The 21,703-nt window shown below is 74.9% G+C and carries 20 protein-coding genes and 1 pseudogene; 9 read left to right on the forward strand and 12 right to left on the reverse strand.

Features of this window, described 5'->3' with window-relative positions:
• A partial coding sequence (locus tag E9565_RS18265) for an LCP family protein (RefSeq protein ID WP_236836307.1) occupies positions 1 to 1,487 on the forward strand: 1,487 nt, incomplete at its 5' end.
• Between the two features lie 54 nt (positions 1,488 to 1,541).
• Here E9565_RS18265 and pstB read toward each other — a convergent pair.
• The 6 genes from pstB to E9565_RS18295 form a co-directional block, all read right to left on the reverse strand.
• Positions 1,542 to 2,321: a phosphate ABC transporter ATP-binding protein PstB gene (pstB, locus tag E9565_RS18270; protein ID WP_236828610.1), complete on the reverse strand. Its 780-nt coding sequence runs from the start codon at positions 2,319 to 2,321 to the stop codon at positions 1,542 to 1,544.
• 25 nt (positions 2,322 to 2,346) lie between these two features.
• A complete protein-coding gene (gene pstA / locus E9565_RS18275; protein ID WP_236828609.1) occupies positions 2,347 to 3,435 on the reverse strand; it encodes a phosphate ABC transporter permease PstA in 1,089 nt (362 codons plus the stop codon).
• Positions 3,435 to 4,385 (reverse strand): phosphate ABC transporter permease subunit PstC, encoded by a 951-nt coding sequence (pstC, locus tag E9565_RS18280; protein WP_236828608.1) that lies wholly within the window; start codon positions 4,383 to 4,385, stop codon positions 3,435 to 3,437. The genes pstA and pstC overlap by 1 nt, the downstream gene beginning before the upstream one ends.
• 130 nt (positions 4,386 to 4,515) lie before the next feature.
• Complete coding sequence (gene pstS, locus E9565_RS18285) at positions 4,516 to 5,640, reverse strand: phosphate ABC transporter substrate-binding protein PstS (RefSeq protein ID WP_236836309.1); 1,125 nt, start codon at positions 5,638 to 5,640, stop codon at positions 4,516 to 4,518.
• 243 nt (positions 5,641 to 5,883) lie between these two features.
• On the reverse strand, positions 5,884 to 6,780 hold the full coding sequence (mshD, locus tag E9565_RS18290; RefSeq protein WP_236828606.1) for a mycothiol synthase: 897 nt from the start codon (positions 6,778 to 6,780) through the stop codon (positions 5,884 to 5,886).
• Between the two features lie 7 nt (positions 6,781 to 6,787).
• Positions 6,788 to 7,543 carry a response regulator transcription factor gene (locus E9565_RS18295; RefSeq protein WP_236828605.1) on the reverse strand — a complete coding sequence of 252 codons (756 nt, stop codon included), beginning with the start codon at positions 7,541 to 7,543 and terminating at the stop codon, positions 6,788 to 6,790.
• Positions 7,544 to 7,762: 219 nt separating this feature from the next.
• Between E9565_RS18295 and E9565_RS18300 the strand changes: the two genes are divergently transcribed.
• From E9565_RS18300 to E9565_RS18320, 5 genes and pseudogenes are all read left to right on the forward strand, one after another.
• On the forward strand, positions 7,763 to 8,587 hold the full coding sequence (locus E9565_RS18300; RefSeq protein ID WP_236836311.1) for a hypothetical protein: 825 nt from the start codon (positions 7,763 to 7,765) through the stop codon (positions 8,585 to 8,587).
• Positions 8,584 to 9,273, forward strand: a complete 690-nt coding sequence (locus E9565_RS18305) for a DUF2993 domain-containing protein (protein WP_236828603.1) — start codon at positions 8,584 to 8,586, stop codon at positions 9,271 to 9,273. Before E9565_RS18300 ends, E9565_RS18305 begins: the two co-directional genes overlap by 4 nt.
• A gap of 46 nt (positions 9,274 to 9,319) precedes the next feature.
• Positions 9,320 to 9,667 carry a thioredoxin family protein gene (locus E9565_RS18310; protein WP_236828602.1) on the forward strand — a complete coding sequence of 116 codons (348 nt, stop codon included), beginning with the start codon at positions 9,320 to 9,322 and terminating at the stop codon, positions 9,665 to 9,667.
• A gap of 237 nt (positions 9,668 to 9,904) precedes the next feature.
• Positions 9,905 to 10,347 (forward strand): annotated as a pseudogene (locus E9565_RS18315) (sulfurtransferase).
• A gap of 6 nt (positions 10,348 to 10,353) precedes the next feature.
• On the forward strand, positions 10,354 to 10,647 hold the full coding sequence (locus E9565_RS18320; protein ID WP_236828572.1) for a DUF1416 domain-containing protein: 294 nt from the start codon (positions 10,354 to 10,356) through the stop codon (positions 10,645 to 10,647).
• A gap of 105 nt (positions 10,648 to 10,752) precedes the next feature.
• Here the strand turns inward: E9565_RS18320 and E9565_RS18325 are convergent, their stop codons facing one another.
• The 3 genes from E9565_RS18325 to E9565_RS18335 form a co-directional block, all read right to left on the reverse strand.
• Entirely contained in the window at positions 10,753 to 12,510 is a 1,758-nt protein-coding gene (locus E9565_RS18325; RefSeq protein WP_236828571.1) for a SpoIIE family protein phosphatase, read from the reverse strand.
• 175 nt (positions 12,511 to 12,685) lie between these two features.
• Positions 12,686 to 13,771: a nitrous oxide reductase family maturation protein NosD gene (locus E9565_RS18330; protein ID WP_236836317.1), complete on the reverse strand. Its 1,086-nt coding sequence runs from the start codon at positions 13,769 to 13,771 to the stop codon at positions 12,686 to 12,688.
• Positions 13,772 to 13,917: 146 nt separating this feature from the next.
• On the reverse strand, positions 13,918 to 14,595 hold the full coding sequence (locus tag E9565_RS18335; RefSeq protein WP_236828569.1) for a TetR/AcrR family transcriptional regulator: 678 nt from the start codon (positions 14,593 to 14,595) through the stop codon (positions 13,918 to 13,920).
• A 129-nt stretch (positions 14,596 to 14,724) separates the two neighbouring features.
• Between E9565_RS18335 and E9565_RS18340 the strand changes: the two genes are divergently transcribed.
• The 3 genes from E9565_RS18340 (at position 14,725) to E9565_RS18350 (ending at position 18,018) form a co-directional block, all read left to right on the forward strand.
• Complete coding sequence (locus tag E9565_RS18340) at positions 14,725 to 15,654, forward strand: NAD-dependent epimerase/dehydratase family protein (protein WP_236836320.1); 930 nt, start codon at positions 14,725 to 14,727, stop codon at positions 15,652 to 15,654.
• A 136-nt stretch (positions 15,655 to 15,790) separates the two neighbouring features.
• Positions 15,791 to 16,324: an FABP family protein gene (locus tag E9565_RS18345; protein WP_236828567.1), complete on the forward strand. Its 534-nt coding sequence runs from the start codon at positions 15,791 to 15,793 to the stop codon at positions 16,322 to 16,324.
• Positions 16,321 to 18,018 carry a DUF885 domain-containing protein gene (locus E9565_RS18350; protein ID WP_236828566.1) on the forward strand — a complete coding sequence of 566 codons (1,698 nt, stop codon included), beginning with the start codon at positions 16,321 to 16,323 and terminating at the stop codon, positions 18,016 to 18,018. The genes E9565_RS18345 and E9565_RS18350 overlap by 4 nt, the downstream gene beginning before the upstream one ends.
• 6 nt (positions 18,019 to 18,024) lie before the next feature.
• Here E9565_RS18350 and E9565_RS18355 read toward each other — a convergent pair whose 3' ends face one another.
• The 3 genes from E9565_RS18355 to E9565_RS18365 all read right to left on the reverse strand — a co-directional run bounded on the left by E9565_RS18355 (position 18,025) and on the right by E9565_RS18365 (position 21,687).
• Positions 18,025 to 18,759: a hypothetical protein gene (locus E9565_RS18355; protein ID WP_236828565.1), complete on the reverse strand. Its 735-nt coding sequence runs from the start codon at positions 18,757 to 18,759 to the stop codon at positions 18,025 to 18,027.
• 373 nt (positions 18,760 to 19,132) lie between these two features.
• Positions 19,133 to 20,749 (reverse strand): Na+/H+ antiporter NhaA, encoded by a 1,617-nt coding sequence (nhaA, locus tag E9565_RS18360; protein WP_236828564.1) that lies wholly within the window; start codon positions 20,747 to 20,749, stop codon positions 19,133 to 19,135.
• An 89-nt stretch (positions 20,750 to 20,838) separates the two neighbouring features.
• Positions 20,839 to 21,687 (reverse strand): aminotransferase class IV, encoded by an 849-nt coding sequence (locus tag E9565_RS18365; RefSeq protein WP_236828729.1) that lies wholly within the window; start codon positions 21,685 to 21,687, stop codon positions 20,839 to 20,841.
• Between the last annotated feature and the right edge of the window lie 16 nt (positions 21,688 to 21,703).

Genomic DNA, 21,703 nt, shown 5'->3' on the forward strand with positions numbered 1-21,703 from the left:
CGCCGCCCCCGTCGGGTGCCACCCGCCGGCGGGTGCCCGCCGAGCGCCCGCCGCGGAGCCCGGGCCGCAAGCGGCTGGTCCGTGCGGCCACCGCGCTGGCCGCCGTCGCGGGCCTGGTCGTCCTCTACCACCTGGCGCTCTACTTCTACGTCGACCAGCGCATCGACCGGGTCGACGCGCTCGCCCTCGACGGTCCCGAGATCCTCGCCCCCGACCTGCAGGAGGCCGCCGAGACCTACCTGGTCGTCGGGACCGGGCTCCCCGGTCAGGCAGGGGCGGCGTCCGTGGCCACCCTCGTCGTCTCGGTCTCGGCCGAGGGCGACCGCGCGGCGCTGGTCAGCGTCCCTCCCACGGCGCTCGTGGACACCCCGGCGTGCCGGACGCCCGACGGCACCCTGCGGGACCCGGTCACCGAGGCGTTCGCGAGCTCGCTGCTCGAGGGCGGCCCGGCGTGCACGGTGCGGGCGGTCCAGCAGCTCTCCGGGCTCCGCATCGACCACTACCTCGGCGTGGACCTCGCCCGCCTCCCGGGGATGGTGGACGCCCTCGGCGGCGTCCCGGTGTGCATCGTCCCCACGGCGGCGACCGCGGCTGCCGCGACACCGCCCCCCGCCGGGCCCTCGGAGCTCTCCGGCGACGCGGCGTCGGGTTTCCTGCAGCCGGGCGACGGCGGCGTCGACGTCACGGGGGCCGCCGTCGCCGAGCGGGCGCAGCGCCTGCTCACCTCGACGATGCGGGCGGCGATGTCCGCGGACACGCTGCTCGACCCCGTCGCGCTGACGCGCTTCCTGTCCCGCGCCTCGGACGCCCTGACGGTCGACGAGCAGACGACGCTCGGCGACCTGCGCGCGCTGGCCGCGACCCTCGGCGACCTCTCCGGCGACGCGGTGCAGCGCGCCGAGCTGCCGGTCGCCCAGGTGGGGTACGTCCCGGCCGGCACCGAGCAGGGCTACGTCGTCCTCGACGCATCCGCCACGCGCACCCTCTTCGACGAGGTCATCGACGGCGTCCGGGTGCCGGAAGAGCTCCTGGCCGTCCCGGGTGCGGCGCTGCCGGCCCCCGAGCCGGAGCCGGCTCCTGAGCCGGTGGACCCCTCCGTGCCGGAGCCGCTCACCGCGGCCCCCGGCGAGATCACCGTCGACGTGCTGAACGGCACCGCCACCAGCGGCCTGGCCGCGACGGTGGCCGACGCCCTTCGCGGGCAGGGCTTCGGCATCGGCACGGTGGGCAACGAGACCGGCACCGTGACCGAGAGCGTCGTCCGGTACGGGCCCGAGGCGCTGGACCGGGCGCGCACCGTGGCCGCCGCCGTCCCGGGGGCGGTGCTCCAGCCCAGCGACGCGCTCGGCGACGGTGTGCAGCTGGTCATCGGCCCCGGGTACTCCGCGGTCGTCCCGGTGGAGATCGGCGCCCCGGAGCCGGTCGAGGTCGCGCCGGAGGCGGCTGCGGCCGCCCCCGCGCCGGAGGCGGCCGCAGTCCGCTGCTGATGCACCGCCGTGCGGTGCCAGCGATCACCCGCTGGTGGCCCCGGAACGGGGCCGTCAGCCGAAGCGGCCGGAGATGTAGTCCTCGGTCGCCTTCTGGTCGGGGTTGCTGAAGATCTTCTCGGTCGGGTTGAACTCGATCAGCCGGCCGGGCTGCCCGACGCCGTTGAGGTTGAAGAAGCCGGTCTGCTCGCTCACGCGGGCCGCCTGCTGCATGTTGTGGGTGACGATGACGATGGTGAACCGCTCCTTGAGCTCCGTCATCAGGTCCTCGATGGCGAGCGTGGAGATCGGGTCGAGCGCCGAGCACGGCTCGTCCATCAGCAGGACGTCGGGCTCGACGGCGATGGCGCGGGCGATGCAGAGCCGCTGCTGCTGACCACCGGAGAGCCCCGACCCCGGCCGGTCGAGCCGGTCCTTGACCTCTTCCCACAGGTTGGCGCCCTTCAGCGAGCGCTCCACCAGGTCGTCGAGGTCGGACTTGCTCATCCTGACGCTGTTGAGCCGGAGCCCGGCGGCGACGTTCTCGTAGATCGACATCGTCGGGAACGGGTTCGGCCGCTGGAAGACCATGCCGATCTGGCGGCGCACGGTGACCGGGTCGGTGTCGGGGCCGTAGAGGTCCTGGCCGTCCATGACGACCTTGCCCTCGACGCGGGCGCCCGGGATCACCTCGTGCATCCGGTTGAGCGTGCGCAGGAAGGTCGACTTGCCGCAGCCGGACGGGCCGATCAGTGCGGTGATGCTGCGGGGCTCGATCGAGACGTTGACGCCCTCGACCGCGCGGAAGCTGCCGTAGTAGATGTTGAGGTCGGAGACCTCGATGCGCTTGGCCACGGGGGTTCCCTCCGGGTCGGTCCGGTCAGCGACCGGTCTTGGGGGCGAAGAAGCGGCTGATCAGGCGGGCGACGACGTTGAGCCCCATGACCAGGATGATGAGCAGGAGCGCCGCCGTCCAGGCGCGGTCGATGGCGAACTCGGGCGGCACGCCGGGCTGGGTCAGCTGGTAGTAGGCGTAGACGGGCAGCGTCGCCATGCGGCCGTCGAAGGGGTCGAAGTTGGTCGCGTTGGTGATGCCGACGGTGATCAGCAGCGGCGCGGTCTCCCCGATGACGCGGGCGATGGCAAGGGTGACGCCGGTGCCGATGCCGGCGATCGCGGTCGGAATGACCACCTTGGTGATCGTGCGCCACTTGGGCACGCCCAGGGCGTAGGAGGCCTCGCGCAGCTCGTTGGGGACGAGCTTGAGGACCTCCTCCGCCGAGCGGACGACGACGGGGATCATCAGGACCGACAGCGCGATCGCACCCATGATGCCCAGCCGGATGCCCGGCCCGAAGATCAGGACGAAGAGGGCGTAGGCGAAGAGGCCGGCGACGATCGAGGGGATGCCGGTCATGACGTCGACGAAGAAGGTGATCGCGCGCTTGAGCCGCCCTCGCGCGTACTCGACCAGGTAGATCGCCGCCAGCAGGCCGATCGGCACCGAGAGCAGCGTGGTGAGCGCGGTGATGATCACCGTGCCCATGAGCGCGTGGTAGGCGCCGCCGCCCTCGCCGATGATGCCCTGCAGCGAGGAGTTGAAGAACTCGCCGTCGAAGCGTTCGATGCCGCGACCGACGACCTCCCAGACGAGGGCGACCAGCGGCACCATCGCGATGCCGAACGCCGCGGTCACGACGGAGGTGACCAGCCGGTCGGTGGCCCTGCGCCGGCCCTCGGTCACCCGGGACACGACGTAGACCGCGACCGTGCCGAGAACCACCGCGTAGACCACGAACAGGACGACGTTGAAGCCGGTGAGGGCGCTCAGCAGGGCCGCGACCGCGACACCCGCGGCGAAGACCGCGAGCGGGACCCAGCGGGGCAGCGAGCGATCGTGCTGCTGCTGCGGCCGGCTGACCGCAGAGGCCCCGGTCGTGGGGGCGGGGGTGGGGGTCTGGACGCTCATCAGTTGGCTCCGGAGAAGTCGGCCCGGCGGTTGACGATCCAGCGCGCCAGCATGTTCACCGCGAGCGTGATGACGAACAGCGCGAGGCCGCTGGCGATCAGCGTGTTGACGTCGATGCCGGTGGACTCGGGGAAGTCGAGGGCGATGTTGGCTGCGATGGTGGCCGGGTTGGCGCTGCTGATCAGGTTGAACGTGATGCCGCCGGAGACGGAGAGGATGATCGCGACCGCCATCGTCTCGCCCAGCGCGCGCCCCAGGCCCAGCATGGCGCCGCCGATGATGCCGCTCTTGCCGTAGGGGATCACCGCCATCTTGATCATCTCCCAGCGGGTCGCACCCAGGGCCAGGGCCGCCTCCTTGTGCAGGGTGGGCACCTGGCGGAACACCTCCCGGGAGATGGCGCTGATGATCGGCAGGATCATGATCGCGAGCACCAGGCCCACGGTGAGCATCGTCCGGCCGGTGGAGGACGTCGGCCCGGCGAACAGCGGGATGAACCCGAGGTTCTCCTCGAGCCAGCGGTAGAACGGGACGAGCTTGGGGGCCAGCCAGAAGATGCCCCAGAAGCCGTAGACGATGCTGGGGATCGCGGCCAGCAGGTCCACGACGTAGCCCAGGCCCTGCGCCATCCGGCGCGGTGCGTAGTGCGTGATGAACAGCGCGATCGCCACCGCCAGGGGGGTCGCGACCAGGAGCGCGATCACCGCCGAGAGCAGCGTGCCGAACAGCAGCGGGGCGATGTAGGAGAGCAGACCCTCGTCGCCGGGGATCTCCTCGGCCGGAGCGGTGAGCGCCGGCAGCGCCTCGGCCATCAGGAAGACGGCGACACCGGCCAGGATGACGAGGATGAGGATGCCCGCGCCCTTGGCGGAGCCCGCGAAGATGCGGTCGCCGGGCCGGCGGGGCGGCTTGGTCGTGCTCTGGTCGGACGGCGTCCGGGTGGCTGTCACCGCTGCTCCGGGAGGTCGGTGGGGAGAACTGCTGGGAACTTCCTACCCGTCGTCGGGCGGCGCAACGGCCCGGGGCGTCGGATGACGCCCCGGGCCGCTGCCAGGTGGTGCGGGATCACCAGGGCTCAGATCACCCGGCGACCGTGATCGCGTCGATGGCGGCCATGTTCTGCTCGCGCAGCCCCTCGGAGATGGGGGCGGAACCGGCGGCGTCGGCCGCGGCCTGCTGGCCCTCCTCGCTCGCGACGTAGGTCAGGAAGTCCTTGACCAGGTCGACGGTCTCCTGGTCCTCGTACTCGACGCAACCGATGTGGTAGCTGACCAGCACGATGGGGTAGTTGCCCGACTCGGTCGTGTCGCGGGCCAGGTCGATCGCGTAGCTGTACTCCGGCCGGTCGGCGTCGTCGACCTGCTCCGAGTTCTCCACCACCGCGGCAGCCGCCTCGGCCGACGGCGCGACGAACTCCTCGCCGACACCCACGTTGGCGACACCGAGGTCGCCGGCCTGGCTGAGGTCGGCGTAGCCGATCGTGCCGTTGCCGGCCGCGACGGCGCTCACGACGCCCGAGGTGCCCTGGGCGGCCTCGCCACCGGCGACCGGCCAGTCACCGCTGGGCTCGTGCGGCCACGCGTCGCCCCCGGCGGCGGCCAGGTACTCGGTGAAGTTCTCCGTGGTGCCCGACTCGTCGGACCGGTTGACCGGGGTGATCGGCAGGTCCGGCAGCGTGGCGTCGGGGTTGGCCTCGGCGATCGCCGGGTCGTTCCAGTTGGTGATCTGCTGGTTGAAGATCCCCGCGATCACGGCCGGCGGCAGGTTGAGCTCGTCGACGCCCTCGAGGTTGTAGACGACCGCGATCGGCGCGATGTAGTTGACGAGCTCGAAGGCACCGGCCGTGCCGCAGCGCTCCTCCGCCTGGGCCAGCTCCTCCTCGTCGAGGTAGGCGTCGGAGCCGGCGAAGTCGGTGCCGCCGGCGAGGAACTGCTCGCGGCCACCGCCGGAGCCGACCGGGTCGTAGTTGACGGTCACGCCGGGCTGCACGCTCGAGTAGCCGGCGGTCCAGCCCTGCATGGCGGCCTGCTGGGCGCTGGACCCCGCGCCGACGAGCGTGCCGCTCAGCTCGGAGCCGGAGCTGGTGTCGCCGCCGCCGCTGGCGGTCTCCGCGGTCTCGTTGGACGCACCGCAGGCGGCGAGCGCGAGGGTGCTGGCGAGCGCAACGGACAGCGTCGTGGCGCGCGTCTTGGTGCTGAGCTTCAACTCAGGGCCTCTCAGGTTCGCCCGGACCTGTTCCGGGCAGCGTGGGACCGACGGGAGCGACGGTAGGGAGCCCAGGTGGCGGCACACCCCGCTTGCGGTGAACGGACGGTGAACGAGCGCCGAGAACTGCGATGATCTTGAGTGGCCCGGGTCACGCGGGGGGAAGATGCGGGGTCGCGGTGCCACCCACCAGCAGGCAAGGGCTCGGCGCCGGGTGGGCGCGTCGCCGTCGCCGGGTCGGCCTCAGCGGGCCTGCGGCTCCCGGTGCCACGCGACGTCCACGGAGTACCGGGTGAAGCCCCGCCCCTCGTACAGCCGCACCGCCGCCGTGTTGTCCTCCTCGACGTAGAGAAGCACCTCGCCGAGACCGCGCGCCCGCAGGTGCGCCAACCCGAGGTCGGTGAGCGCGCGCCCCAACCGCAGCCCCTGGGCGGCCGGGTCGACGCCCAGCACGTAGACCTCGCCGACGGGCTCGGGCCCGGCGTCCCCGGCGGGGTGGACCTTGGTCCAGTGGAAGCCGAGCAGCTCGCCCGCGGCCCCGGGCGCGCCCCGCCACGCCATCAGGAACCCGTCGGGGTCGAACCACGGCTCCGCCTCGCGGCGCTCGAGGTCGGCGTGGGTCATCCGCCCCTGCTCGGGGTGCCAGTCGAAGGCGCGCGCGTTGACCCGCAGCCACGCCTCCTCGTCACGCCCGGGAACGAACGGCACCACCCGGACGTCGCCGGGCAGGTCGGGGCGCGGGTCGGGGTCGATGCCGGCCAGGTCGCGCCGCAGCTGCAGGAGCACCCGGGCCCGGCGGAAACCGTGCGGGACGAGCAGCTCGGCCGACCCGGGCAGGTCCCCGTGCGCCCAGACGTCCAGCGGCCCCCCACCCGCGGCGTCCAGGACGCGGCGCAGCAGCGCGGTGCCGTGGCCGCGGCGGCGCCGCTCGGGGTGGACCACCAGCTCGGCGGTCCCACCGTCGAGGCGGGCGTACCCGGCCAGGGCGCCGTCGTCGTCCCGGACCGTGAGGTCCTGCCCGTCGGGCGAGCCGTGCCGGAGGCGCAGCTCGGCCTCCTCGGAGACCGGGCGCACGCCATCGGCGGCGCCGGCGGCGCGGAGCAGGTCGAGGACGCCGGCGACGTCGCGTTCGTCGATCACCGGCCCATCAGACCAGCTCGGCGCCCGCCCCGGCGTCGGCGGTGGCCGCGCGGTCCTCGGCGGCGGCCCGCGCGGTGGCGTCGGCCACCTGCTGGTCGAGCTTGTAGCCGACGTTGCGCACGGTGCCGATCAGCGCCTCGTGCTCGGTGCCGAGCTTGGCGCGCAGCCGGCGGACGTGGACGTCGACGGTGCGGGTGCCGCCGAAGTAGTCGTAGCCCCAGATCTCCTGGAGGAGCTGGGCGCGGGAGAAGACGCGACCCGGGTGCTGGGCCAGGTACTTCAGCAGCTCGAACTCCTTGTAGGTGAGGTCGAGCGGGCGACCGCGTAGCTTGGCCGAGTAGCTGTGCTCGTCGATCACCAGTTCGCCGGCCTGGGTGAGGCCGCCCTCGCCGCCGTCGGCCGGGGTGGTGGCGGCCAGGCGCCGGGCGGTCGCCCACTTCAGGCGGGCGTCGACCTCGGCGGGGCCGGCGGTGTCGAGCAGCACGTCGTCGACCCCCCAGTCCGCCGAGAGGGCGACCAGGCCGCCCTCGGACAGGACGGCGACCAGCGCGGCGGCCACCCCCGTCGAGGAGAGCAGCCCGCACAGGGTGCGGGCCTGGATGAGGTCGTAGCGGGCGTCGACGAGCACCACGTCGCCGGAGTCGCCGTCGAGCAGGCTGGAGAGCTCCGGGGCCACCACGCGGACCTGGTGGCCGAGCAGCCCGAGGGCGGGCAGCACCTCGGTCGTCGCCTGGCGGGCTGCGGTCATGAGCACGAGTCGCATGTCGTCTCCTCAGGGGTCCGGGGCCGGCGGGTGCCGACCGGACCTGCGACGGCGCTGTCGAGGTGAGACGGCAGGATAGCCGACGCCCGCTCCGGGGCCCCCGATCCGGCACCGATGCGTCCCCGTCGGGTGGGCCCGTGACGCCGGACACGCCGGTCGCGGAGCGCCCGACCCGCTCGTCGAGCGGAGCGCACGCCGGGCTTCTGACACGATCGGCCCGTGAGCTCCGCCGCGGTCCCGTCGCCGACGCCGGCCCGCCCGCACCACGTCGTGGCCGCGGGCCTCGCCGTCCTCGCCGCGGGCCTGGTCGCCGGGCTGCCGCCGCTGGCCGGCGAGGTCGGGACCCTCGCCGCCGTGCTGGTGCTCCAGCTCGCGCTGGTGCTCGCCTGGGTCCTCGCCACGGGGATGCAGGGCTTCGCGGCGTCGCTGGCCGTCGGCACGGCCGCCGCCGTCGCGGCCGACCTCGCGCTCGCGCTGCCCGAGGACCCGGTGCCGGGCGGCCTCCTCGCCGTGCTGGGCATCGGGTTCCTCGCCGCCGTGCTCCAGCAGATGCTGCGCACGCCGCGGGAGGCCCTGGTCGACTCGCTGGCCGGGTCGGCGGTCCTGCTCACCGCCGTCGGCGCGCTGGCGGCGCTGCTGCTGCTGGGCCGGGCCGACGACGGCGGCCTGACCACCACCGCCCTGGTCGCCGGAGCCGCGCTGGTCGTCGGCCACCTCGTCGACCAGGTGCTGCCGCGGCCCCGGCTGGCCCCCGGGGTCCCGCGCGGGCTGCTCGGCGTCGTCCTCGCCGTCCTGGCCGGCGCGGCGACGGCGTGGGCGGTCCGCGACCTCGCCGACCTCGGCGCGCTCCGGGCACCGGCCGTGGGCGCCGTCATCGCCGGGGTGGTGGCGCTGGTCGCCGTGGCGGGCAGCTACCTCGCCGTCGAGACCACGTCCGAGGGCGAGGCGGAGGCGCTCTCCCCGTGGGCGCCGACCGTGGTCCAGGTCGTGCTGCCCCTCGCCGCCGGCGCCCCCGTGGCCCTCGCCCTGCTGACCGCCCTGTGAAGGTCGCCGCGGTCGTCCTCCTGCTGCTCGTCGTCACCGGCGTCGTCCTCGACCGGGTGGCGGTGGGCTTCGCCGAGCGCGAGGTGGCCGAGCGGCTGGCGGCCCAGGAGGCGCTGTCCGGTGAGCCGGACGTCGAGGTCCGCGGCTTCCCGTTCCTCACCCAGGCGCTCGCCGGGCGCTACGACGAAGTCCGCATCTCGTTGACCGCCGACGAGCTGGGCCAGCCCGAGGGCACCCGCGCCGACGTGTCGCTCCGCGGTGTGCACCTGCCCCTGTCGGCGCTGCGGGCCGGCACGGTGGCGGAGGTGCCGGTCGAGCGCATCGACGGCACCGCGACGCTCTCCTACGAGCTGCTGGCCGGGGAGCTCGGCGCGGACACCACCCTGGAGCGGGAGGGGGACGGGTTGCGCATCACCCGCACCGTCGAGCTCCTGGGCCGCGCGTTCCCGCTCACCGCGGCCGGCACCGTCTCGCTCGACGGGGACGAGCTGGTCATCGACGTCGACCGGGCGTCCGGGGTGGGCGTCGACGTCCCGCGCGTCGCCGTCGAACGGGCCACCGACCTGCTCGACCTGCGCTACCCGGTCGAGCTGCCCTACGGGCTGCGGCTCACCGACGTGACCCCGCGGGACGACGGCGTGGCCGTGCGCGCGGTGGCCGAGGACGCCGTCCTGGCCGCGGAATAGGGCCGCGGCCGCGCCGGGTTCTGCGGAGGAGGACCCGGGAGGGGTGGTGGACCAGGTGGACGCTGCGGCGGTGTTCGACCGGCTCGGGGTGCGCCCGGCCGAGGCGGAGCTGACCGTCGTCCAGTTCTCCACGGCGTTCTGCGGCCCGTGCCGGGCCACCCGGGCCCGGCTGGAGCAGCTGCGGGCGAGCCGGCCGGGGCTGGCCGCCGTCCACGTCGACGCGGAGAGCCACCTGGACGAGGTCCGCGAGCTCGACGTCCGGCTGACGCCGACGCTGTTCTACCTGGACCGGGGCGGGCGCGTGGTCGGCCGCACCACCGGGGCTCCCCGGCCGGCAGAGCTGACCGCGCTCGTGGATGCGCACGTGGGTGGCCGGGCAGGCGGTCCGGTGTGATCGGCTACGCTCGCGCCGTGGGCATCCTGCTGACCTCGCGCCGCACAGTCGACCTGTGCCGCGTCGGCAGCTGCCTGTGTCCCGCCCTCTGAGGGCGGCACCGCGCCGTCCAGACGCGCTCTCCGCGCCGTCGGGATGCCCCTCTCTCCCGGAAGTTCCGCGCTGCGAGCGATCCGCGTCGTCCCGCACCACCCGAACGACCGACCGCACACACCGATCACCCGGAGGACCACCACCATGAGCCGCAACGACGTGCTCGTCACCGCCGACTGGGTCCAGGAGCACCTGGGCCAGCCCGGCATCGTCCTCGTCGAGGTCGACGAGGACACCACCGCCTACGACGGCGGCCACATCGAGGGCGCCGTCAAGCTGGACTGGAAGAAGGACCTGCAGGACCCGCTGCGCCGCGGGCCGGTCACGTGCCCACCGCGATCAACATCCCGTGGAGCAAGGCGGCCAACGAGGACGGCACCTTCAAGTCCGACGAGGAGCTGGCCAAGCTCTACGCCGAGCAGGGCTACGACGAGAGCAAGCCGACCATCGCCTACTGCCGGATCGGCGAGCGCTCGAGCCACACCTGGTTCGTGCTGCGCGAGCTGCTCGGCAAGCAGGACGTCAAGAACTACGACGGCAGCTGGGTCGAGTACGGCTCGCTCGTCGGCGTCCCGATCGAGAAGTGAGCTGACATGTGCGGAGCGCCGAAGCAGGGTGGTGTCCTCGACGGCATCGACCTGAGCACCCAGACGGTCATCCAGGGCTCGGTGTGGCACGACGGTGCGCCGGTGGCCGGGGCCTACGTCCGGCTGCTGGACTCGACCGACGAGTTCACCGCCGAGGTGGTGACCAGCCCCGAGGGCGAGTTCCGGTTCTTCGCTGCGCCCGGGCCGTGGAAGCTGCGCGCCCTGGCCGCGGTCGGCAAGGGTGAGCGCACGCTCGACGCCGAGGTCGGCCTGAACGAGACCACGGTCGTCGTCGCGTAAGGACCCCGTTCCCGCACCGCTCGCGAGCTCGCGGCGAGCCTCCGAACGGGGCCGAGGGCTCACCGCAGGCGGCCCGCCTCCCCCGGGAGGCGGGCCGTCGTCGTCTCAGTCCACCCCGGGCGGCAGGCGGTTCGGGCCGGCCTCGGGGGGCCGGGGGCGGTCCTCGGGGAAGGCGCGCACGGCCACGATGGCGACGTCGTCGGCGCCGGGCTCGGGCACCAGCCGGGCCAGCACGGTGTCCAGCAGCTCCTCCAGCGGCGTGCTGCCGAGGTCGCGCAGGGCCGCGTGGAGCCGCTCGATGCCCTCGTCGAGGTCTGCGTCGCGCCGCTCGACCAGCCCGTCGGTGACCAGCAGCAGGGTGTGCCCGTCGGGCAGGTCGACGGACTGGTCGCTGCGGGGGGCATCCGGGTCGATGCCGAGCATGAGCTCCGGCGTGCTGGTGAGCATCGTGACCGAGCCGTCCGGGGCCAGCAGCACCGGCGGCAGGTGCCCGGCGTTGCTCCAGCGCAGCAGCCGGCGCCCGGCCACCGGCACGTCCGGGTGCCGCTCGATGCGCGCGAGGACTGCCGTCGCCAGGGTGGATACGGCCAGCCCGCGCGCGGCGTGCTCCACCCGGGTGAGGGTCGCCGCCGGGCCGTCGTCCTGCGCGTAGGCCAGCGCCCGCAGCAGGCCGCGGAGCTGCCCCATCGCCGCAGCCGCGCTGCTGTCGTGGCCGACGACGTCGCCGATCACGAGCATCGTGGCGCCGTCCGGCTGGAGGAAGGCGTCGTACCAGTCCCCGCCGACCTGCGCCTCGTGCGCCGCGGGGCTGTAGCGCACGGCGATCTGCAGGTGGTCGGGCTCCGGTGGCGGGGTGAGCAGCGACTGCTGCAGCCGGTCGGACAGGGCGCGGTCCGCGGCGGCCCGGGCGGCCAGCGCCTCGAGCTCCGCGGCCTGCCGCTGCGCCGCCAGCCGCTCGGTGAGGTCGCGGAAGGAGACCACCACGCCGGTGAGCTCGCCGTCCTCCACGGTGGGGACGACGACCATCTCCACCGGGACGGGGCTGCCGTCCTTGCGCCAGAGGGTCTCGTGCTCGGCGACGACGGTGCGGCCCGTCCGCAGCGCCTGCCAGACCGGGCACTCCTCGCGGGGGTACTCCGAGCCGTCCGGGCGCCGGCCGTGGACCAGCGCGTGCTGGTCCTGACCGAGCTGCTCGCCCGGGTGGTACCCCGTGAGCCGGGCCGCGGCGGGGTTGAGGAACTCCACCCGGCCCTCGGTGTCGAGGCCGTAGATGCCGTCCGCGACGTTGGCCAGCACGCGTTCGGTGATGGCCAGGGCGCGGGTCAGCTTGGCCTCGGTCTCGCGCAGCACCTCGAGGTCTCGGGCGCGCGCGGTGGCCACCTGGCGCAGCGTGGTGGCCTCGGCGCCCGCGGCCCGGGCCTCCGCGGTGAGCCGCTCGGCGTGCATTCGGTCGGTGATGTCCATGCCGGTCACCAGCAGGAACTGCTGCAGGTCGCCGTCGCGGACGAGCTGCATCGTGAGGTCGGCGGTGCGCCGCCGTCCATCGGCGAGGAAGAAGCTGGTCACCGCGCGGACCGGCGCGCCCCCGGCCGCGACCTCCAGGCACCACCCGCGCACCGTCGCGCCGACGTCCGGGTCGCCGGCCCACCAGCCGGCCTCCCAGAAGGGGCGGCCCAGCTGCTCCCGGCGGTCGAAGCCGCGACCTTCCACGGCCAGGCGGTTGGCGGTGAGCAGCGTCCCGTCGATGTCGCAGATGGCGGCGAACATGAACGTGGACTCGTGGAGGACGGCGTACCACGACGGCGTGCCCGGGAGCACCTCGATCCCCGGGGTCGGCGCGATGCCGCGGCCGGCCTCGGCCATCTCGATGACTGCTCCTCCCGCTCCACCCCGTCCTCCGGGGTGTGTCCAGCCTGCCGTACGACCCCCGCCGGCACCAGCGACGCGGTCTGTCGGGTCCGCCTCACTCCCGGTGCGCGCAGCGGGGCGCCCGCCCCGGCGGGGAGCCGGGGCGGGCGCCGCGGGTGGTGCGGTCGGCTCAGCCGCAGAGCCCCTCGGGGAGGGAGGTCAGGCACTGGTTGCGGTCGAAGTCGACGTCGCCGGTCTCGTCCCAGACGAGGTCGGCGGGCTGGTTGCCCTTGGCCTTGTTCCGCTCGACCTCACCGCGGGGTTCGAAGATGGGCACCTGCTCCTCCTCGGGCGGCGCGGGGAAGCTCGACTGCACGACGATCCCGCCTTCGACGACGCTCACCGCCTCCGAGTTGTTGTCCAGCACTGCATTGTCGCGCACGTGGAAGTCCTGCGCGCCGAGCAGGACGATGCCGGCCCCGCTGATCGGCAGGTCGTCGGCGCAGACCTTGTTGTTCTCGGCGACCTTGTTGTCCCGCAGCTTCCAGTCCGTGACGGGGCCGGGGGCTCCAGCGAGCAGCAGCATGCCCAGGCAGTTGCCGACGGCGACGTTCCCGCGAGCCTCCCCGACGCTGGCGTTCCGGAAGAAGTAGCCCATCATGTTGCCCGCCGAGTGGTTGCCGCGGACGTCGGCGTCGGCCTTCTCGCTGTCGCCGATGTAGAAGCCGGCCTCGGCGTTCCCGGTGGCCTTGTTGCCGTGGAAGGTCGTCCCCTCGGTGACGAAGCTGGCTGCGCCGTACCCGCCGTTGTCGGTGAACCGGCTGTCGCTCACCCTGAGCTTCTTCGTCGCGAGCGCCACGAGGCCGTCCCCGGTCGCGCCGGTGACGGTGATGCCGCGGACGCTGACGTCCTTCACCCGGTGGACGGCGTTGAACTCGTCGTCGACCTCGCCGAGGACGCAGATGCCGGACACGCGGTCGGCGGGGCCCTCCAGGGTGTCGCACGCGGTCGGCTCCGCGCCGGTGGGTGCGATGACCACACGGTGGCCGAGCAGGGTGATGCCGTCCTTCTGGATGGTCACCGACTCGTGGTAGGTGCCGGGTGGGATGCGGATCGTGTCGCCCGGCTTCGCGGCGTCCACCGCGGCCTGGATGCTGAAGCCGTGGTTCGGGTCCGGCTTCTTGCCGGTGTCCGCGGTGGCCGGTCCGGCCACCGCGAGGGTGGCGAGGGTGGCGGCGGACGCCACCGCCAGGAGACGTGCTCTGCGCAGGTGCATGGGTGCTCCCTGGATGCGGGACGCCGGCCCCCCGGTTGGCGGACGTCGGTGTCCGCCGCCGCGTCGCCCCTGAGGGGGGCAGCCTGCCCACGGCCCTGTGTGGAACGGAATCCCCCGATACCGGGGGTTGCGCCGGTCGCTCCCGGTCAGAGCCCCAGGCCGGCGGCGAGTTCGCCCATGGCGCGGTCGAACCAGCGGTCGGTGTCCAGCACCGATCCGACGAGGTGGCCGAAGAGCTCGAAGCTGATGGTGCCGAACACCGCGCTCCAGGCCAGCAGCGCGCGCACCCGCACCGCCTCGTCGAGGGCCGGGTGCTCGCCGCCCAGGATCGCGACGGCGTCGTCGCTGATCAGCGCGGGGTCGCGCTCGCCGGCCGCCTCCGGGAGGTCGCCCGAGCGGGCGGCGTCCCCCAGGATGCGCCCGAGGACGAGGCCGACGCGGGCAGCGGGCGGCACCGTCTCGGCGGGCGCCCGGTAGCCCGGTACGGGGGAGCCGTACAGCAGCGCGTACTCGTGCGGGTGCTCCCGCGCCCAGCCGCGCACCGCCCGGCACACGGCCAGCCAGCGCTGCCGCGGCGGTCCGCCGGGCGGATCGGCCGCCTCCGCGGCAGCCCCCAGGTCGTCGTAGGCGTCGATGATGAGCCGGGTCAGCAGGTCGTCGCGGCTGGGGACGTAGCGGTAGACGGCCGAGGAGGCCATGCCCAGCTCGCGCGCGACGGCCCGCAGCGACAGACCGGCCGCCCCGACCTCGGCGAGCTGGCGGCGGGCGGCGTCGGCGATCTCCGCGGTGATCTCGGCGCGGACGCGCTCGCGTGCGTTGGGCATCCGCCCACGGTGCCGGGCGAGAGCGGTGCGCGCAAGCGTGAGCACCGCTCTTGACAGGTGACCCCGGTCGTCGAGAGCATCGGTCCAGAACGAGAGCACCGCTCTTGTCGAGACGCCCTGGAGCACCTCATGGCACTGCACGTCATCGTCGGGAAGGGCCCGGTGGGCCTCACCACCGCCCGGGAACTGCGCGACCGCGGGCACGAGGTCCGCGTGCTCTCCCGGTCCGGCGGGGTCCCCGCGGCCGGCATCGAGCACCGGCAGGTGGACGCCGCCGACGCCGCCGCCCTCACCCGCGCCGCGCGCGGGGCCGCCGCCCTCTACAACGCCGTCAACCCGGCGTACCACCGCTGGGCCACCGACTGGCCGCCGGTCGCCGACGCGCTGCTGGCAGCCGCCGAGCGCGCCGGCGCAGTCCTGGTCACCATGTCCAACCTCTACGCCTACGGCCGCCCGGACGGCCCGATGAGCCCGCGGTCGCCGCTCGCGGCCACCGACACCAAGGGCGTCGTCCGCGCCCGGATGTGGCAGCAGGCGCTGGCCGCCCACGAGGCCGGGCGGGTGCGCGTGACCGAGGCCCGCGCCGCGGACTTCGTCGGCCCGCAGGTGCCACCGGCGCAGTCCCACCTGGGGCGTCAGCTCCCCGCGCTCCGGCGCGGCCGCACCGCCTGGGTGGTCGGCGACCCGGACGCACCCCGCAGCTGGGCCTACCTCCCCGACGTGGCGACGACGCTCGCCACCCTGGGCACCGACGAGCGCGCGCTCGGCCGGGCGTGGCACGTGCCCAGCGATGCCCCGCGGTCCCAGCGCGCCGCCCTCGCCGACCTCGCGGCGGCCATGCGCGCCCCGGCGCCCACCGTGCGCGGCATCCCCTGGGCGGTGCTGCGGGCGGCGGGCCCGGTGTCCCCGCTGATGCGCGAGGTGCTCGCCGTCCGGCACCAGTTCGACCAGGAGTACGTCGTCGACGCCGCGGGGACGACGGCGACCTTCGGGATCGCCGCGACCCCGTGGGCCGAGGTGGTCGCCGCGACCGCCGGCCGCGCACCGGCGGCCGCCTGAGGCCGGGCCGCGGCGCCGTCACTACGGTGGTCGCCATGGTCTCTGCCTGGCTCCTGGTCACCCTGACGGCGTCGTGCGCCGTGGCGCTGGGCTACGGCGCCGTCCGGCTCTCCCGCGGCCCGAAGGCGGGCCGGCGGTGAGCGCGCCGACCGAGCTGCCGGTGCCCGACACCGCCGACGTCCGCAGCGGCCCGGAGGTCTCCCCGGAGCTCCTCTCCGTGCTGCCGCTGCTGGGCGAGTGGCACGGCGAGGGGCAGGCGGCGGGCGCGGGCGGCGACCACCGGTTCGGCCAGTGGGTCCGCTTCGCCCACGACGGCCGCGGCTTCCTGGCCTACGAGTCGCGCACCTGGCGGCTCACCGACGACGGGGCGATCGTGGGTCCCGACGTCCGCGAGTCCGGCTTCTGGCGGCCGCGCGGCGAGGACGACGTCGAGCTGCTCGTCGCCAGCCCGGACGGGCTCGTCGAGATCTACGTCGGCACCGCGCGCACCACCACCAGCTGGGAGCTCACCAGCGACGTGCTCGCCCGCACGCCGGACGCCCCCGACGTCACCCGCTCGGTGCGGCTCTACGGCATCGTCGAGGGCGCGCTGATGTACGCGATCGACCGCGCGGTGGGGGAGCGGCCGCCCCGCCCGGTGATGTCGGCGCGGCTGGAGCGCCTCCGGTGACCGCGCCCACCACCCCGCGGCAGGTGGCCGACCGCTACGTCGACGCCGTCTGCGACCTCGACCCGATCGTCGCGACCTCCCTCGGGGTCCGCCCGGGCGACGACCGGCTCCCCGACGTGAGCCCGGCCGGGCTCGAGGCCGAGGCCGACCTGGCCCGTGCCACCCTGGCCGAGCTGGACCGGCTGCAGGCGGCCGCCCCCGGGCTGGACGACGACCCGGTCGAGCGCCGCTGCGCCCGCCTGCTGCGCGAACGGCTGGGCGCGGAGCTCGCCGTCCACGAGGCGGGCGAGGGGTTCCGGTCGCTCAACAACCTGTTCAGCCCGCTGCACGCGGTCCGCCAGGTCTTCATGCTCATGCCGGCGGCGACGGAGGAGGACTGGTCGGTCATCGCGCGCCGGCTCTCCCGCGTGCCGGAGGCGTACCGCGGCTACCGGGAGACCCTCGCCGAGGGGGCGCGCCGCGGCCTGCTCGTGGCACCGCGGCAGGTGCGCACCGTCCTCGCCCAGCTCGACGAGTGGACCAGCGGGCCGTTCTTCGCCTCGTTCGTCGCCACCGGGCCCGAGGCGCTGCGGAGCGAGCTCGCCGCGGCCGCCCGGGCCGCCGACGAGGCGGTCGCCGAGGTGCGCGGGTTCCTGCGGGACGAGTACGCCCCGCGCACCGAGGGGACGCCGGACGCCGTCGGGCGCGACCGCTACGCCGTCGCCGCCCGCCGCTGGACCGGCTCGGACCTCGGCGCCGGCCGGGGGCTCGAGGAGGCCTACGCCTGGGGCTGGGCCGAGCACCGGCGGATCCTCGCCGAGCAGCGCGTCGAGGCCGAGCGGGTGCACCCCGGTGCGACACCGCTGGAGGCGATGCGCCGGCTCTCCCTCGAAGGGCCTGCGGTCGAGGGCGTGGAGGCGATCCGCCACCGGCTGCAGCAGATGATGGACGACGCGATCGCAGCGCTGGACGGCACGCACTTCGACCTCGCCGCCCCGGTCAAGCGGGTGGAGGCGATGATCGCCCCGCCCGGGAGCGCGGCCGCGCCGTACTACACGCGGCCGTCGCACGACTTCTCCCGGCCCGGCCGCACCTGGCTGCCCACGCTCGGGCGCACCCGCTTCCCGCTGTGGGACCTGGTGTCGATCTGGTACCACGAGGGCGTCCCGGGCCACCACCTGCAGCTGGCGCAGTGGGTGCACGTGGCCGGGCAGCTCTCGACCTACCAGACGTCGCTGGGCTCGGTGGGGGCGAACGTGGAGGGCTGGGCCCTCTACGCCGAGCGGCTCATGGACGAGCTCGGCTACTTCGCCGACCCGGGGGAGCGGCTGGGCTTCCTGGACGCCCAGCAGCTGCGCTCGGTGCGCGTGGTGATCGACATCGGCATGCACCTGGGGCTCCCCGTGCCCGAGGACGCCGAGGGCGCGCTGGCCGCGCACCGCGGCCGGCCGTGGACGCCCGAGCTGGCGCGGGTCTTCCTGGGGGAGCACTCCGGTGCCGACGTCGCCTTCCTCGACAGCGAGCTGGTGCGCTACCTGGGGCTGCCGGGGCAGGCGATCAGCTACAAGCTGGGCGAGCGGGCCTGGCGGGACGGGCGGGCCGCCGCCCGGCGGGCCCGCGGTGCGGGGTTCGACCTCAAGGCGTGGCACATGGCCGCGCTGTCGCAGGGCTCGCTCGGGCTGGACGACCTCGCCGGGGAACTGGCGCTGCTCTAGTAGCGGTCAGCCGCGCGCCGGCACGGTGTTGACCGGGTCGTCGGCCTGGCCCACCCGGTCCTCCGCGGAGCTGGGGAGGGCCTCCAGCCCGGGCGTGGCCAGCAGGTCGGCGACGCAGGCGGCGCTGCCCCCGACGTAGGTGCTCATCAGGTCGATGTCGGTGGCCACGACCCACGAGCGGTCGGTGGGCCACCACAGGTTGGCGCTCTGCTCGGACGGCTCGGGCGCCAGGTTGCGCACCGCGTCGGTGACGGCTCCCCGCACCAGCACGGCGTCCCGCCCGCGGGGCAGGGGCAGGGTGGGCACCCCGTGCAGTGCGGCGGCGTCGGAGCCCGGGCCCGCCCACCGGCCCAGCAGGCAGTCGCCGGGGGTGCCCGTGTGGCGGGCCAGCACGGCCGCCAGGCGCGCGGCGACGGTGGTGGGCAGGTGCCCCTCCGCGGGGGCGCCGTCCCAGTCGGGCGGCTGGCTGTCCTCGGCCACGTACTCCCAGCCGCCCGTCACCGCCGGCCACTGCGCCAGCGGGTGGGCCACGGTGCCGTTGACCGCGGCGACGGCGGCCCAGGGGACCTCCACGTCGTCGTCGCCCGCGTAGCGGTAGGCGGGGTGCAGCACGCGGGCGTAGGCCGGGAAGAGCGGCGGCACCAGCGCGGCGACGGTGCCCCAGCGGGCCCGGGCGACGGCCGCGGCGATCCAGGCGCCGACGGAGACGTCGGCCTCGACGGGAAGACCGCCGAGCTGCACGCGCGCCTCCTGGGAACGGACAACCCCCGGGCTGCTCCGCGGCGCTCCGCTGGGGAGCAGCACGCGGGCCGACTGGACAAATGTCGGCGGCCCGGGGGTCGGGTGACTGTCCGGTTCTCGCTCGCCGCCGTGCGACGGACGGGCGATCATGCCGTCGTTCGGATCGTCCTCCGAACGGGCGGCCCATCTGGACGGCGGCTAGCGGACAGCCACCTCACGAGTCCTGTAGCTCAGCAAAGTTACGGACCACCTCCCTTCTCGTGTGCCACGACGGTACGGCCGCGCGCGCGGGAGCGCCAACGGTTTCCGTCCGCTCTCGGCGAACGCCCTGCTGGCCGCCCGGCTCCCGGCGTGTCCGCCCCGGACGGGCTGCTCAGGAGCGGTCGCCGGGGCCCAGGGTGCGGCCCGGCGGCCGGGCACCGGACCAGTCGGGGTCGTGCTCGGCGCGGTCGTCGACGGTCTCGTACCCGGGCCGAGGGCCGTCGTGCTCCCCGAGGTCCTCGGCGGCGTCCGTGGCGGTGCGCCCGGGCGGGGGCGCGCCCTCCCAGTCCGGCTCGTGCTCGGCCTCGTCGTCCACCGTCTCGTAGCCCGGGCGCGCGGCCTCCTCCCCGAGCTCCTCGGTGGCGGCGGAGGCGCCGGGGCCGGGCGGCGGCGTGGTGACCCGGCCGGCGCCATGCCCGGGCCGGTCGTCGACGGGGTCCCAGGCGTCGGGGATGCCGTCGTGGTCGATGTCGCTGATCTCCTGCAGGTACATCGCCCGGTAGCGGCGGTTGCGCAGCCGGAGGATCACCGCGGCGGACAGGGCCGCCAGCAGGGTGCCGAAGAGGATGCCGACCTTGGCGTGGTCGTAGCTCTCGCTCTCCGCGCCGTAGGCGAGCTCGGTGATCAGCAGCGAGACGGTGAACCCCATGCCGCCGAGCAGGGCCAGCCCCACCACGTCCGGCCAGCCGAGGTTCTCGTCCAGCTGCGCCCGGGTGAAGCGGGCGACCAGCCAGGTGGCGCCGGTGATGCCGATCGCCTTGCCGGCGACCAGCCCGACCATGATGCCGACCGCGATGCTGTCCCCGAGCGACTCGCCCAGGCCGGAGAGCCCGCCGATGGCGACGCCGGCGGAGAAGAAGGCGAAGACGGGGACGGCGACGCCCGCAGACAGCGGCCGGATGCGGTGCTCGAAGTGCTCGGCCATGCCCGGCCCGGCGTCCGGCCCGCCGGCGGCGTCGCTGCGGATCACCGGGACGGTGAAGGCCAGCAGGACGCCCGCGACGGTCGCGTGCACGCCCGACTCGTGGACCAGCACCCAGGTGACGGCGGCGAGCGGCAGCAGCAGCCACCACGAGCGGATCCGCTTCTGCACCAGGAAGCCGAAGAGCGCCAGCGGGATCAGCGAGAGCAGCAGCGGCGTGACCGCCAGCGAGGCGGTGTAGAAGATCGCGATGATCGTGATGGCCAGCAGGTCGTCGACGACGGCGAGGGTCAGCAGGAAGGTGCGCAGCGCGCTGGGCAGGTGGGTGCTGATGACCGCGAGGACGGCGAGCGCGAAGGCGATGTCGGTGGCCGACGGGATGGCCCAGCCCTGCAGCGCCCCCTCGCGCGCGTTGAGGTTGAACACCACGAAGAACAGCGCCGGGACGACCATGCCGCCGACGGCGGCGGCGATCGGCAGCGCCGCACGGCGGGGCTCGCGGAGGTCGCCCGCGACGAACTCCCGCTTGAGCTCCAGCCCGGCGACGAAGAAGAAGATGGCCAGCAGCCCGTCGGCGGCCCACGTGCCGAGGGAGAGGTCCAGGTGCAGCGACGCCGGGCCCACCGTCGTGTCGCGCAGCGCCTCGTAGCTCTCCGCCCAGGGCGAGTTGGCCCACACCAGGGCGATCGCCGCACCGATCAGCAGCAGGGCACCGCCGACGGTCTCCTTGCGGAGCACCGAGGCGATGCGCTGCGCCTCGGTCCAGGATCCCCGTCCGAAGAGGCGGGAGGGGGTGGACGTCGTCACGGGGCGGCTCCGGGGAACGGGGTCGGGTGGGGACGTGCCCTCGACGGACACGCTGCCGACCAGACTTCCCGGCGCACCTGGGTTTCACGCTACCCGGCGAGCAGTTCCCTGACCCGCGGGGAGAGCCCGCCGTCGCCGCGGCGGATGCCGTCGAGGGTGTGCACCGGCACGGCGCCACGTACCCCGGAGAGCAGCCACACGGCATCGGCCGCGTGCAGGTCGTCGACCGTCCCGGGGGTCGAGGCGGTGGGCCAGCCGGCCGCCCGGGCGGCGGCGAACAGCCGCGCCTGGGTGGTGCCGGCGAGGATGCCGCTCTCCACCGGCGGCGTGTGGAGCGTGCCGGACGCGGCCCAGACGACGGTCGAGGTCGGGCCCTCCAGCACCCGGCCCTCCAGGCTGGTGAGGACGACGTCGTCGGCACCCAGGGCCTGAGCGTGCCGCTGGGCGGCCATGTTGACCGCGTAGGAGAGCGTCTTCGCGCCGCCCAGCAGCCACGGGGCGCCCGCCCGGAAGTCGGCGGGCACCCCGAGCCCGAGCGTGACCACCGCGACCCCCTCCGCGCGCTGTCGCAGCGTCTCGGCGGGCACCGGCGCGAGCAGCGCCAGCGACGTCGGCGGCGTGCCCTCGCCGAGCCCGCGGGTGAGCACGAGGCGGCACACGCCCTCCATCTCGGCCGGCCAGCCGGTCAGCGTCGCCCCGACCAGGGCCCGCCAGGCGGCGTCGCCGGGGTGGGCCAGGCCGAGCAGCTCCGCGGAGCGGCTCAGCCGGGTGAGGTGCGCGTCCAGGTGCGGCGTGCGCCCGCCGACGACGGCGACGGACTCGAAGACGCCGTCCCCGCGGGCCAGCCCGAGGTCGAAGGCGGTGACGACCGGCTGGTCCGCGGGGACCGGCACCGCCGCGCCGTCCCGCCAGACCGCCACCCTGCGCTGCTCGTCCACGCGGGCCAGCCTGCCG

It is taken from the genome of Blastococcus sp. KM273129 (assembly GCF_021698995.1).
Lineage (GTDB): Bacteria > Actinomycetota > Actinomycetes > Mycobacteriales > Geodermatophilaceae > Blastococcus.

What these genes read in the sequence shown, in the direction of transcription:
- E9565_RS18330 (WP_236836317.1), bottom strand. Translation starts at nt 13,771, where the DNA reads ATGCACCTGCGCAGAGCACGTCTCCTGGCGGTGGCGTCCGCCGCCACC.
- E9565_RS18320 (WP_236828572.1), top strand. Translation starts at nt 10,354, where the DNA reads ATGTGCGGAGCGCCGAAGCAGGGTGGTGTCCTCGACGGCATCGACCTG.
- pstA (WP_236828609.1), bottom strand. Translation starts at nt 3,435, where the DNA reads ATGAGCGTCCAGACCCCCACCCCCGCCCCCACGACCGGGGCCTCTGCG.
- E9565_RS18335 (WP_236828569.1), bottom strand. Translation starts at nt 14,595, where the DNA reads ATGCCCAACGCACGCGAGCGCGTCCGCGCCGAGATCACCGCGGAGATC.
- E9565_RS18340 (WP_236836320.1), top strand. Translation starts at nt 14,725, where the DNA reads ATGGCACTGCACGTCATCGTCGGGAAGGGCCCGGTGGGCCTCACCACC.
- E9565_RS18295 (WP_236828605.1), bottom strand. Translation starts at nt 7,543, where the DNA reads ATGCGACTCGTGCTCATGACCGCAGCCCGCCAGGCGACGACCGAGGTG.
- E9565_RS18325 (WP_236828571.1), bottom strand. Translation starts at nt 12,510, where the DNA reads ATGGCCGAGGCCGGCCGCGGCATCGCGCCGACCCCGGGGATCGAGGTG.